This is a genomic window from Mariniflexile aquimaris (genome assembly GCF_042676825.1).
GTDB lineage: Bacteria > Bacteroidota > Bacteroidia > Flavobacteriales > Flavobacteriaceae > Mariniflexile > Mariniflexile aquimaris.
On record NZ_JBHTIB010000012.1, the window covers coordinates 141,727 to 154,937 of the forward strand.

General features: G+C 35.7%; 10 protein-coding genes. 8 read left to right on the forward strand and 2 right to left on the reverse strand.

The window, feature by feature from the left end:
• Nucleotides 1-2: 2 nt before the first annotated feature.
• Nucleotides 3-890: an aldose 1-epimerase family protein gene (locus ACFQ0I_RS08680; RefSeq protein ID WP_379941306.1), complete on the reverse strand. Its 888-nt coding sequence runs from the start codon at nt 888-890 to the stop codon at nt 3-5.
• 182 nt (nt 891-1,072) lie between these two features.
• On the opposite strand from ACFQ0I_RS08680, the gene pabB reads away from it, so the two are divergent.
• Nucleotides 1,073-2,374, forward strand: coding sequence for an aminodeoxychorismate synthase component I (gene pabB, locus ACFQ0I_RS08685; protein ID WP_379941308.1), 1,302 nt, complete (start codon nt 1,073-1,075; stop codon nt 2,372-2,374).
• Here the strand turns inward: pabB and ACFQ0I_RS08690 are convergent.
• A complete protein-coding gene (locus tag ACFQ0I_RS08690) occupies nt 2,371-3,063 on the reverse strand; it encodes a hypothetical protein (protein ID WP_379941310.1) in 693 nt (230 codons plus the stop codon). The genes pabB and ACFQ0I_RS08690 overlap by 4 nt on opposite strands.
• Before the next feature lie 121 nt (nt 3,064-3,184).
• Between ACFQ0I_RS08690 and tilS the strand changes: the two genes are divergently transcribed.
• The 7 genes from tilS to ACFQ0I_RS08725 all read left to right on the forward strand — a co-directional run bounded on the left by tilS (nt 3,185) and on the right by ACFQ0I_RS08725 (nt 13,170).
• Nucleotides 3,185-4,495 carry a tRNA lysidine(34) synthetase TilS gene (gene tilS / locus ACFQ0I_RS08695; protein WP_379941312.1) on the forward strand — a complete coding sequence of 437 codons (1,311 nt, stop codon included), beginning with the start codon at nt 3,185-3,187 and terminating at the stop codon, nt 4,493-4,495.
• A gap of 50 nt (nt 4,496-4,545) precedes the next feature.
• Nucleotides 4,546-6,210 carry an adenine deaminase gene (ade, locus tag ACFQ0I_RS08700; protein WP_379941314.1) on the forward strand — a complete coding sequence of 555 codons (1,665 nt, stop codon included), beginning with the start codon at nt 4,546-4,548 and terminating at the stop codon, nt 6,208-6,210.
• A 123-nt stretch (nt 6,211-6,333) separates the two neighbouring features.
• Nucleotides 6,334-7,296 (forward strand): YheT family hydrolase, encoded by a 963-nt coding sequence (locus ACFQ0I_RS08705; RefSeq protein WP_379941316.1) that lies wholly within the window; start codon nt 6,334-6,336, stop codon nt 7,294-7,296.
• A gap of 254 nt (nt 7,297-7,550) precedes the next feature.
• Nucleotides 7,551-10,070 carry a nitrite reductase large subunit NirB gene (gene nirB / locus ACFQ0I_RS08710; RefSeq protein WP_379941318.1) on the forward strand — a complete coding sequence of 840 codons (2,520 nt, stop codon included), beginning with the start codon at nt 7,551-7,553 and terminating at the stop codon, nt 10,068-10,070.
• 285 nt (nt 10,071-10,355) lie between these two features.
• Nucleotides 10,356-10,733 carry a nitrite reductase small subunit NirD gene (gene nirD, locus ACFQ0I_RS08715; protein WP_379941320.1) on the forward strand — a complete coding sequence of 126 codons (378 nt, stop codon included), beginning with the start codon at nt 10,356-10,358 and terminating at the stop codon, nt 10,731-10,733.
• Nucleotides 10,734-10,752: 19 nt separating this feature from the next.
• On the forward strand, nt 10,753-11,337 hold the full coding sequence (locus ACFQ0I_RS08720; RefSeq protein WP_379941322.1) for a DUF4202 domain-containing protein: 585 nt from the start codon (nt 10,753-10,755) through the stop codon (nt 11,335-11,337).
• Nucleotides 11,338-11,352: 15 nt separating this feature from the next.
• The gene (locus tag ACFQ0I_RS08725) at nt 11,353-13,170 is read left to right on the forward strand and encodes a sensor histidine kinase (RefSeq protein ID WP_379941324.1); all 1,818 of its coding nucleotides are present in this window, start codon (nt 11,353-11,355) and stop codon (nt 13,168-13,170) included.
• Nucleotides 13,171-13,211 lie beyond the last annotated feature (41 nt).

Consider the following 13,211-nt stretch of genomic DNA (forward strand, 5'->3'; position numbering starts at 1 on the left):
ATTTAGACTAAACTCTCATGAATTTCAATAAAGTAGCTAGCTTCAAACGTTTTGCCCGCATCCAATTTTATGATGCCTTCCTTGGTTTTAAAATCTTGATTCGTGTTTACATTATCAGCTATTCCTAGCCAAGGTTCAATACAGACGTAATCGCCCGTTGGTTTTGCCCAAATACCTAAATATGGGAAATCTTTATAGCTAACTGAAAGTACTTCACCATGAGTTTTACTTTTTAATGCCACTTTTTTCGACTTTAAATCTTTAAAAATTAGCGCATCTTCGTTAAATAAATTATGGGTTAACGGTAGCTTATTGGTATTGTTAAATATGGGTTTTGTTGCATCAGAAATCAATCCATTTTCCATATTAATAAGATGTGTTTTAGAGTTTTCAATATGTTCGAATTCTAAAAAATAATCTTCATAAACTTCATTTTCAAAAACAGGACATTTAAAAGCTGGGTGTCCACCAACAGAGAAGTACAAAGGTTTATCATCTACATTTTTAACTGTATGCAGTACTTCAATAGTATTATTGACAAGTTTATAGGTGATTAAAAATTCAAATTTAAACGGATATATTTTTAAAGATGCTTCGCTAAACGCCAGCCTATAGGTTAAGCTATTGGCTGTTTGTTCGTGCAATACCACCGATTTGTTGTTTCTAACCATACCATGCTTTGGTAATGCGTAATTGCTATCCTCAAAAATATAAGTGTCTTCTTTTAATGCGCCAATAATTGGGAATAGGTTAGGAGCAAAACTTCCCCAAACATTTGGGTTGGCATCCCACATAAATTCGGTATTATTTTTAACCGACGTTATTTTGCATAATTCGGCACCAACAGTGTTTACTGTAATTTTAAGTTGACTATTTTCGAGCGTGTGCATAACATGTTATTTTAAACTAAAGTACAAAACTTGCAAATTTTTAAGGAATCTAACTAACTTTACGGCTTAAATTTTTAAATGGTTGCATATTTTCTGAATCAAATAATTTTGATTGCTAAGAGAGATATAGCAAGTTGCACAAAAAGTAGATTTAATAAAATGGGATTTATAAGACGTTTAAATTGAGAACAACCTACCATCATACCGCCCAAAACCCAGAAATGTTTAAGCAGCAGCTAGTTACATGGGCGCAACAGTTTGATGATGTGATCTGGTTAGATTCCAATAATTACAATCAAGCGTATTCCAACTACGATGCTGTGTTGGCGGTAGACGCTTTTACCAGTATTAAAACCGATTATTTACAGGCTTTCGAGCACTTAAAAGAATACCAAACCATAACAAAAGATTGGATTTTTGGGTACTTAACTTATGATTTGAAAAACGCTGTTGAAACCTTGATTTCACAGAATTTTGATGGCTTGGAGTTTCCTGATTTGTATTTTTTTCAACCTAAAAAACTCTTTTTTATTAAAGGCAACCAAATAGAAATGCAGTATTTAAAAATGGTTGATGATGCATTTGAAAGTGATTTAAAAGCGATTAAAAGTGAAGTTGTGGGTCACCCCGAGCGAAGTCGAGGGGTCGTAAACAATATCAAAATAAAACTCCGAATTCATAAAGACGACTATTTCGAAAAAATTAACAAAATGCTCGCTCATATTCATCGAGGTGATATTTATGAAGCTAATTTTTGTCAGGAGTTTTATGCCGAAAACACCGAAATAAATCCGTTAGAAACATACAACAAGCTTAACGCAATTTCTAACCCGCCATTTGCCACCTTTTTAAAGTGTAACGATAAGTATTTATTGTCTGCCTCACCAGAGCGCTATTTAAAAAAGGAAGGAACTACAATCGTTTCGCAACCAATTAAAGGAACTGCAAAACGCTCATTAAATAAAGCGGAAGATTTAAAATTAAAGAACGAATTGTTGAACAATGATAAAGAACGCAGTGAAAATATCATGATTGTAGATTTGGTTCGAAACGATTTATCTAAAACAGCCATTAAAGGCAGTGTTGAGGTTGAAGAACTTTGTAAAATTTACACATTCGATCAGGTTCATCAAATGATTTCTACGGTTAAATCGAAAGTAGAATTAACAGCTCATCCAATCGATATTATAAAAAGTACGTTCCCGATGGGCAGCATGACAGGTGCTCCAAAAATTTCAGCAATGAAAATTATTGAAGCCTTAGAAGAAACGAAACGCGGACTCTATTCTGGCGCGGTGGGCTATTTTTCTCCTACGGGCGATTTCGATTTTAACGTGGTGATTCGCAGTATTTTATATAATGAAACAAAAAAATACGTGTCTTATTCTGTAGGTGGCGCTATTACCGCTAAAAGCGATCCACATAAAGAATATGAAGAATGTTTGGTTAAAGCCAAAGCCATGCGACAGGTTTTAGAAGATTAATCTAAATGGTCTTTAAATTTGTTTTTAACCTCTTCGTAAATAAATTCTACACGCTTAACCTCAATAGATTTTACTTTCGCTATTTCTTCAAAATTTAATTTTCCAAAAACAAGTAAATCAATAACGCCAGATACATTTAGTGGCAGCCAGCTATAAATGCCACCCAATAATTCTTTTGTTTTATTTTCGGCAACATCATCTGCATCAAAGGCCGATAATACAGAGTTTTCATCTTCATCATATACAAACAAGTGTTTGTGTTTGCGGTCTTGTTGATAAGAAATATCATTTAACTCATCATTCATCACAAAGTCAAAACCGTCATCAATGGTATATTTTTCTTCTAAAGCATCTAATTCTTCTTCTAAAATAGCATTGGTGCTAACCGTGTTTTTATGAAAATCCTCTTTTTTAAAAATGGCATCTAATTCGTTATCAACAAACTTAAATAGCTTTAGTTTTAAAGCATTAGGTTCAATATCAATGTCGTACCCATTTTCATAAAATTTGGCGATTCCTTCATCAATAACACCACTAGAAGAATACATGTTTTTTGGTATAACTCCCATTGATTGCGCTATATAAAGTCGGTGTTTTACATAAGGATGTAGCTGTTGAGATGCAGAAACTACTTTTTTGTCGAAAGCAGCTTGTGTTGCTTTTTCGTTAAGTTTATCTATTGAGCCCATAATTTTTAATTTAAAAATCTATTTCTAAAGTTACTAAATTATTAAGAAACTCGTATGATGAATGTCATTTTAAAATAACTGATAATATGTATTTAAATAGCCAAAGTTGTATATTTGAGGCATGCTTATTCAACTGCAAGACCAATTAAATTCAAAGCTTTCGTTCTTAAAATCGAGTAAGCTTCTTATCGCTATTTCTGGAGGTTTAGACAGCGTCGTGTTAACGCATTTATGTTGTAAACTGGGTTTAAATGTTGCGTTAGCACATTGTAATTTTAATTTACGCGGAAAGGAAAGTGATGCCGACGAAGATTTTGTTTTACAACTTGCCGAAGATTTAGATTTGGAAGTGTTTATTGAAAGTTTTGAAACTAAATTGTTTGCCGAGGATGAAAAGATAAGTATTCAAATGGCAGCAAGGGTTTTAAGATATCAATGGTTTGCCGAACTTACCGAACAACTTCATTTTGAATATATTTTAACGGCGCATCATGCCGATGATAACCTCGAAACGTTTTTGATAAATCTAACGCGAGGAACCGGATTAGATGGTTTATTAGGCATTCCGGCAGTTAATAATAATGTGGTAAGGCCACTATTAAGTTTTACAAGAGAAGACATCGAAACCTATGCCAGAGCTCATAAGTTGGAGTGGCGAGAAGACAGCAGCAATATTTCTACAAAATATTTAAGAAACAAATTACGTCATGATGTGATTCCTATTCTTAAAGAAATTAACCCGCAGTTGTTACAAAATTTCGCCAAAACGCAATTGTTTTTAAATAGAACAAAATGTATTGTAGATGATAAAATAGCAGAGGTAATTCCTAAAGTTATCAAGCCAATAGACGATTATACCTTTTCTTTGAATATTAGCGAAATAAAAAATTTAGGTCATCCCAAAGCGTATTTATACGAGCTTTTAAAAGATTTTGGTTTTACAGAGTGGCAAGATGTGTTTGCTTTATTAGATGCGCAGTCTGGTAAATATGTACAATCGCATTCGCATCGTTTGATAAAAGATCGAACCTGTTTATTACTGAGTGAAATTCAGAATAATAAAAGTCATATCATCACTATTTTGGAGTCAGACAAGGTTGTGAATACGCCTTTTGGGGCGCTATTGATTAATGATGTTGATGCCATTACGGAAACCGATAAATCTGTAATATATATTGATAAAGATCGTGTTAAGTTTCCGTTAACCATCAGAAAATGGGAAAAAGGCGATGTTTTTTATCCCTTAGGAATGACAGGGAAAAAGAAGCTAAGTAAGTACTTTAAAGACGAAAAATATTCCTTATTAGATAAAGAAAATGCCTGGTTACTGTGTTCTGAAGATAACATTGTTTGGGTGATTGGGAAACGAGCAGACAACAGATTTAAAGTCACCGAAAACACAAAGCAAATATTAAAAGTTGAATTGAAATAATTTGTAACACTGAGCGCAGTCGAAGTGTCTCATTAATAAAATCATATAATTTGAAGCTACAAGGGCAAATAGTCGACATACAAAACAAGCGCGTTTTTAAAGGTGAAATCACTTTTGAAAATGGAAAAATTGCATCAATTATTGAAAAGGAACATACTAACGAAACCTATATTCTTCCAGGTTTTGTTGATGCCCACATACACATAGAAAGTTCTATGTTGGTGCCCAGTGAATTTGCGCGTTTGGCAGTAACGCATGGTACGGTGGCAACGGTTTCAGATCCGCACGAAATAGCCAATGTTTTAGGTGTTGAGGGGGTTGAATTTATGATTGACAATGGTAAAAAAGTACCGTTTAAATTTAATTTTGGTGCGCCATCTTGTGTGCCGGCAACCACTTTCGAATCGGCTGGCGCAGTAATAGATTCTGATGCCGTAAAACTGCTTTTAGAAAATCCCGATATCAAATATTTAACAGAAATGATGAATTACCCAGGCGTTCTGTTTGATGATGCCGAGGTTTTAAAGAAAATTGATTGGGCAAAAAAATATGGAAAACCTGTGGATGGGCATGCACCCGGATTGAGAGGTGACGCGATCACCAAGTACATCAACGCTGGAATTACTACCGACCATGAGTGTTTTACTTACGAAGAGGCATTAGAAAAACTTCAAAAAGGCATGAAAATTTTAATTCGCGAAGGAAGTGCCGCTAAAAATTTTGATGCTTTAATAGATTTAGTTCCAGAGTATTTTGAAAATATGATGTTTTGTAGTGATGATAAGCATCCTGACGACTTAATAATCAACCATATAAACAAGCTTTGCGCGCGAGCGGTGGAAAAAGGTATTGATGTGTTTAAGGTGTTGCAAATGGCCTGTTTTAATCCCGTAAAACATTATAATTTAGAGGTGGGATTGTTACAAGTTGGTGATGCTGCCGATTGTATTGTAGTTGAAGATTTAACAAATTTTAAAACGCTTCAAACTTTTATAAATGGCGAGTTGGTTTTCAATAATGGTGAATCGTTAATCAAACCCGTAAGCTTTAAAAATCTAAATAATTTTAATTGTAATAAAAAGGAGGTTTCAGATTTTAGAGTGGCATCTTCATCAACCCTTCGACTGCGCTCAGGACAAGCAAAAATCAGGGTGATTGAAGCCTTAGAAGGGCAATTGGTTACTAACGAATTAATTGAAAACACATTAATTGTTGATGACAATCTGGTTTCGAATACAGATACAGATATCTTGAAGATGACGGTTGTTAATCGCTATAATCCCGATAGCCATCGGGATGAAAAACCAGCCGTGGCATTTATTAAAAATTTCGGACTGAAAGAAGGGGCTATTGCGTCGTCTGTTGGTCACGATTCGCATAATATCATTGCGGTAGGTGTTTCAGATGAAGCCATTTGTAAAGCGGTTAATTTAATTATTGAAAATAAAGGCGGTATTTGCGCCGTGAGCGATTCGGAAGCAAAAATTGTGTCCTTACCAGTCGCCGGAATTATGAGTGATAAAGATGGAAAAACTATTGGAGAACAATATGCTGTATTAGATACTTTGGCAAAACAATTGGGCAGTAAGCTGCACGCACCCTATATGACTTTGTCGTTTATGGCATTGTTGGTAATTCCGTCGCTAAAATTAAGCGACAAAGGCCTTTTTAACGGAACAGATTTTAAATTTACAAGTTTAACAATTGACAATTAACAATTAGCAATTGACAATTGACAATTAGCAATTTGCAATAATCAATAATCAATAATTTTACATCTAACCATCTAACCATCTAGAACCTAGAACCCAACACCTAACACCCAAAACCCATAAAACATGCCAGTAATAGAATCCACCTATAAACCACCATTCTTTGTTAAAAAGGGATTTGTTTCAACCGTTTATTCAGGCTTGGTTCGCAAAGTAAGCTTACAGCAAGAACGCGAGCGCATCACATTACCCGATGGCGATTTTTTAGATTTAGATTGGAGTTATTCAAACGAAAAATCAAACAAGCTCATCATTTTACTTCATGGTTTAGAAGGGCATGCACAAAGACCCTACGTTACTGGAGCTGCTAAATTGTTTAACAACAATCATATGGATGCGGTATGCGTAAATTTTAGAGGTTGCAGTGGCGAAGATAATTTACTGTACAGAAGTTACCATTCTGGCGCTACCGAAGATTTAGAAGCGGTTATTAATCACGCCATTTTAAATAAGAAGTATTCAGAAATTTATTTAAAGGGCATTAGTTTGGGTGGAAATATTGTTCTAAAATATTTAGGAGAACGCACGTTGGTTCCCACAGAAATAAAAGCTGCTGTGGCAATTTCGGTACCATGTCATTTATCGGGTTCTGCTAAAGAATTACATGCATTTAAAAATATATTATTTCACGAAAGGTTTAAAAAACACTTAGTCGACCGATTAAAAATTAAGCAAAAACGGTTTGCAGAAGATTTGAGTATCAAAGAAATTGAATCTATAAAAACTTTATACGATTTTGATAATGTATACACCTCTAGAGCACACGGATTTAAAAACGCCGAAGATTATTATGAGAAATGTAGTTGTCTTCAATTTCTTCCGAAAATAAAGACACCTTCCCTTATTATCAATGCATTAAACGATTCTTTTTTGTCAGCAGAATGCTACCCTGTTAAAGAAGCTAAAAATAATCAGAACTTGTATTTAGAAATGCCAAATCATGGCGGGCACGTAGGATTTATTGATAAGAAAAATATTTATTACAACGAAAAACGCGCGTTAGAGTTTATAAAAACACAAGCTATTTAGTTTAATTTTTAGGTGCTATTATCAGTTAAGGTGTCTGTATTGGTGTCGCGTTTATTAATGCTTTACTAATTCTATTTCCCAAAATTTACTTAATACTTAATAAAATTCATGTCATTTTGCGAAATCGTTAATTATTGCCCGTTTATTAAAAATGTTAGTTATTTATACTTAAAAATAAGTAAAAATACTTAGATTTGTAAAAGAATTACGTAGTTGTAAAGTGCAACTAACACTAAATTTTTAATATTTAACTGATGAAAAGAATTATTGTTGTTGGTAATGGTATGGTAGGATACAAGTTTTGTGAAAAATTTGTAGCATTAGCAGAAGATAAAAAGTTTCAGTTAACTGTTTTTGGTGAAGAACCAAGACCAGCTTACGATCGGGTACATTTAAGCGAGTTTTTTCAGAATAAAGATGCCAAGGCTTTAGAAATGGCGCCTAGAGAATGGTACGAAGAACACGGTATTGAATTAGTTACCGACGAGCGAATTACAGCCATTCATCGTGTTTCTAAAAAAGTAACTACCTCTAAAGACCTTAATTATAAGTATGATTACTTAGTATTAGCAACAGGATCTGCGCCTTTTGTACCTAATATTCCGGGTGTAGAGAAGCAAGGTATTTTTGTTTACAGAACCATTGAAGATTTAGAAGCAATGCTTAAATACGCTGCTAAACTTAAAAAGGGCAGAAAAAATGAGGCCATAAAAGCGGCTGTATTAGGTGGTGGTTTGTTAGGCTTAGAAGCTGCGAAAGCGGTTATGGATATGGGCTTTGAGCCGCATGTAGTTGAGTTTGCAAACAAACTAATGCCACGTCAGTTAGATACCAGAGCTAGTAAGGTTTTACAAGAAAAGTTAGAGTCTTTAGGGATTAATATACACCTATCAAAAGCTACCAATAAAATTCTTGGAGACAAGAGTATTTCAGGAATGGAGTTTGGTGAATATGATAAAATTGATGTTGAAATGTTGGTTATTTCAGCAGGGATACGTCCGCGTGACGAACTAGCAAAAACCTGTTTTTTAGAAATGGGTACGCGCGGTGGTATTGTGGTGAACGATAGGATGCAAACTTCGGATCCTGAAATTTATGCGATTGGTGAAGTTGCTTTGTATAACCAAATGATATACGGTCTGGTTGCTCCAGGTTACGATATGGCAGGTGTTGCCGTAAACCAAATTTTAGGAGATGCTGAGGTTGTGATGGCACAAGATATTGATATGTCAACCAAACTAAAACTAATTGGTGTTGATGTAGCAAGTTACGGCGAGCCGTTTATGCCTGTTGAAAAAGGGTATTCTATTATTTACGAAAACAAAACGAAGAATTTATATAAGCGTATTAATATCAGTCACGATGGGAAAAGCCTTTTAGGAGGTATTTTAGTTGGGGATGCGTCTGATTATAACATGTTCCATCAAATATATTTAAACGGATTGCCAATTCCTGAAGATGCTGAAGAATTGATTTTAGGAAGCAGAGGTGAAGGCGGGTCGTCGTTTGGAAGTGTGATGGATATTCCTGATGCTGCGCAAGTATGTTCGTGTGAAAGTGTTACCAAAGGCATGATTTGCTCGTCCATTACTGAAGGCGGTTGCCAGAATTTAGGCGATGTGATTGCAAAAACCAAAGCAACCTCTGGTTGTGGTGGTTGTAAACCTATGGTGGTTGATTTGGTAAACGAAACTTTAAAATCCTTAGGAAAAGAAGTTAAAGAAACGCTTTGCGAGCACTTTAGCTTTAACCGTCAGGAGCTTTACGATTTGATAAAAGTTAATAAAGTTAAAGATTACGACGAAGCGCTGAACCTATTTGGTGAAGGCGATGGTTGTGAGGTTTGTAAGCCAGCATTGGCGTCTATTTTCGCTACCATTACTATGGAAACGCCAAATAAACAAGTGGCTATTCAAGATACCAACGACCGTTTCTTAGCAAACATTCAACGAAATGGAACCTATTCGGTAGTGCCAAGAATTGCGGGTGGTGAAATTACACCAGACAAGTTGATTGTGATTGGTGAAGTTGCTAAAAAATACGATTTATATACGAAGATCACTGGTGGACAACGTATCGATTTATTCGGTGCGCAGTTACACGAATTGCCACTTATTTGGAAAGAATTAATTGATGCTGGTTTTGAAAGCGGACATGCTTACGGAAAATCGTTAAGAACGGTGAAAAGTTGCGTAGGTTCTACCTGGTGTCGCTACGGTATGCATGAAAGTGTAACCTTTGCCATAGAAATTGAAGACCGTTACAAAGGCTTACGTTCGCCACATAAATTAAAAGGAGGCGTTTCGGGTTGTATTAGAGAATGCGCCGAAGCTAGAGGAAAAGATTTCGGATTGATTGCTGTTGAAGGTGGTTGGAACTTATATGTATGTGGAAACGGTGGTGCTACACCAAAACACGCCATTCTTTTTGCAGAACAATTGGATGATGCCACAGCTATAAAATACTTAGATAGATTCTTAATGTTCTACATACGTACCGCGGGTCCTTTAGTTAGAACTGCACCTTGGTTAGAAAAACTAGATGGTGGTATTGAGTACTTGAAGAAAGTAGTTATTGAAGATTCGTTAGGTATTGCTGAAGAATTAGAACAAGAAATGCAAGGGCTGGTTAACAAATATGAATGTGAATGGAAACAAGCTATTGAAGACCCGAATATGGCAAAACGTTTCAAACATTTTGTGAATTCGGATGATACAGATGATAACTTGGTGTTTGTTCCAATGCGTGACCAGAAGATGCCGAAGGCGTGGTAGGTCAATTGACAATTATCAATTATCAATTATCAATTGTTCCGCGTTAGGGATTGTGCCGAAGCGTCGGGAGAAATTCTTTTTTTGTCACCCTGAGCGGAGTCGAAGGGTTAAACACAAAAAAGATATAGCGTAAAGCCCAACTTTTACGCTCCTACAAGGTTTTAAAAACCTTGTAGGTATAAGTAAAAGGAACCCAAATAAAAAGAATGAAATTAAGAGGATTTGTTTAATTGTTTGTAACACTTAAACGAATCAACAAATCAACAAATCAACAAAAAAATAGATATGCAAAATATTCTTGAACAATATCAATCGGTTACAGAAGCAGAGGTAAAAACGTGGTTTGAAGTGGGTATGGTTTCGGATTTTCCTGAAAACAGCGGTGCCTGCATTAAGTACAAAACCAAGCAAATAGCGGTGTATAACTTCGCCAGAAAAGACAAGTGGTATGCCTGCCAAAACTTATGTCCGCATAAAATGGAAATGGTTTTGTCGTTGGGGATGATTGGCGACAAAGAAGGCGTTGCTAAAGTGGCTTGCCCGATGCATAAAAAGAATTTTTCGTTGGAAGACGGTAGTAATTTAGGTGGTGATGATTTAAAAATTGCAGTGTATCCTGTTAAAATTGAAAGCGGAAATGTGTATATTGGCTTTTCAGATTAACCAATAATACGTACACATCATGAAACCAACACGTTTTGAAACAGCCATTGCATTAATAGATAAAAAAAATTCTGAAGATCCGAATGTTTACCATGCTTGTGGATTGGATTTTCCTAAAGAATTATTGTATTCGCAACGCATGTCTCAAAAGTTATTGCAGTTTAAACCGGATGCTTCCAGAGCACTTCAAATTGCAGCAAGAGCGCAACATATTTGCCGTTGGAAAATTGCCAGAGATGAGTACCCAATGGATCGAGTAGGGTATTTAAAATGGCGTGAAACCCTTAAAAAAATGCATGCTGAAATTACAGCAGATATTTTAAAAGAAGTGGGTTATGACGACGAATTTATTGAGCGTGTATCCTTTTTGATCAATAAAAAACTCATTAAAAAGAATGAAGAAAGCCAAACTATTGAAGATGTGATTTGTTTGGTGTTTTTAGATTACTATTTTGAAGAGTTTGCCGAAAAGCACGATGATGCAAAAGTGATTGATATTCTTCAAAAAACCTGGGTTAAAATGTCGGAAGAAGGACATGCAGAAGCCCTAAAACTTAAATTTTCAGATAAAAGTTTGGCACTTGTAAAACAGGCCATTTCTTAAATACTTTAATAAACAATGACGAAAAACGGTAATTCATTAGATCAACGCACTTTTGATAGATTAAGCCGTTTGTACATTATTGCGTTAAGTGCCATTGCGCTTTCGGTAATTGTGAGTCAATTTTTGGTACGCAAGCATTTAAACGACCAGCAAAGTGATTCTTCGGTTATTAATGTGGCGGGAAGACAGCGAATGTTAAGCCAGAAATTAACCAAAGAAATTGTATTACTTGCTACGGAAGACAGCATTGAAGCGCGTTTAGAGCAGAAAGAAAAAGTAAAACAAACCCTAAAACTTTGGGGGGTATCGCATAAGGCACTTCAAAACGGGAATGATAGTTTAGGATTGCCGGGAAAAAATAGTGCTATCATTAAACAAAAATTCGAAGAATTAAACCCGACGTTCGATAGTATTTGTACTGCTTCCAAAGCGATTATCAATACAATTGAAATGAGTCCCGCCGCACCACGTTCCACCTTTATGGAAGATGTTGACATGGTGAAACAGCACGAAGGCCATTTTCTTCAGGTCATGGATCAGATAGTGAACCAGTACGATGTAGAAGCCGATGCCAAAGTAACTTGGTTACGCACCTTGGAAATGCTGTTAATGGTGCTTACCTTGCTAATATTGTTGGGTGAATTTTTATTCATTTTTTGGCCAACGGCAAAATCGGTTAAATCGACACTGGCGGAATTATTAATCGCCGAAAAGAAAGCGAAGAAAATGGCTTTTGATGCCGATGAGTTAACCATATCCAAAGAAAAGTCCATTAAGGAATTGCGTGCCTTGAGTCATGCCATGGACGAAACGCTCTTGTTTGCCAGAATTACACCCAATGGCGCCTTGGTGCACATCGGGAAAAAGTTTTCGCGCCTGTTTAAATTCACCAAGTTTAATATGACCACTAATTTTTCGGAAGTTTTATCAATAAACGAAACCGAACAGTTAGCTATTGAAAACTTAATTTCGAAAAACAAGAAAACAGGTTGGCAGGGCGAAGTAAAAGGAACCACCAAAGATAAGCAAGATGTTTGGTTAGAAATGGCCATTATTCCATTTAGTCCAACCGATGATAAATCGGAACTGCTTATCATTGCTTCAGAAATAACGGCGCGTAAAGCGGCGCAACTTGAAATAGCGCGCTTAACTAAGGAAAGTTTTGAGGAGAAAATTAATCAGCAAAAAATAGTTTCCAGCCAGATTATTGAAAACCAGGAAAAAGAGCAAAACCGCATAGCGAAAGACGTACACGATGGTATCGGGCAGATGCTTACCGGTCTAAAATACAATTTAGAAAGTATCGATATTAAAGATATTGATAAAACAGCGTCTAAAATTGAGCATTTAAAAGAACTTACTACCAATATCATAAAGGGCGTAAGAACCGCGACCTTTAATTTAACGCCACCAGAATTATCAGATCATGGTATTGTGCCAGCCATCACGAAGTTAACGTCGGAATTGGGTAAACTAACAGGTAAAAACATCGTGCTTTTTAATAAAACAGAGTTTAATCAGCGATTGGATTCCTTAGTAGAAATAAATATTTACCGTATTGTTCAGGAAGCCATAAACAATGCTATTAAGTATGCCGACTCCACACATATCCTGGTGTCCTTATCGCATAGCGAAAACATACTAAGTATCGTTATAGACGATAACGGAAAAGGATTCGATCCTTCAAAAGTAAAGCATGTTAAAAATGGCGATGGCGGCATGGGGCTTACCTTTATGCGAGAACGTATTAAATATATTGACGGACGATTGTTTCTCAATTCAGAACCAGGAAAAGGAACCCGTGTTACATTAAATATACCATTAAGTAATTAAGTATATTTACGTAATTATTTGTAAATTTGTACTTAATATTT

Bases quoted from the DNA above. Each gene is read 5' to 3' on its own strand.
- tilS (WP_379941312.1), top strand. From the start codon at position 3,185: ATGCTTATTCAACTGCAAGACCAATTAAATTCAAAGCTTTCGTTCTTA.
- nirB (WP_379941318.1), top strand. From the start codon at position 7,551: ATGAAAAGAATTATTGTTGTTGGTAATGGTATGGTAGGATACAAGTTT.
- ACFQ0I_RS08725 (WP_379941324.1), top strand. From the start codon at position 11,353: ATGACGAAAAACGGTAATTCATTAGATCAACGCACTTTTGATAGATTA.
- ACFQ0I_RS08680 (WP_379941306.1), bottom strand. From the start codon at position 890: ATGCACACGCTCGAAAATAGTCAACTTAAAATTACAGTAAACACTGTT.
- ACFQ0I_RS08705 (WP_379941316.1), top strand. From the start codon at position 6,334: ATGCCAGTAATAGAATCCACCTATAAACCACCATTCTTTGTTAAAAAG.
- ACFQ0I_RS08720 (WP_379941322.1), top strand. From the start codon at position 10,753: ATGAAACCAACACGTTTTGAAACAGCCATTGCATTAATAGATAAAAAA.
- ACFQ0I_RS08690 (WP_379941310.1), bottom strand. From the start codon at position 3,063: ATGGGCTCAATAGATAAACTTAACGAAAAAGCAACACAAGCTGCTTTC.
- nirD (WP_379941320.1), top strand. From the start codon at position 10,356: ATGCAAAATATTCTTGAACAATATCAATCGGTTACAGAAGCAGAGGTA.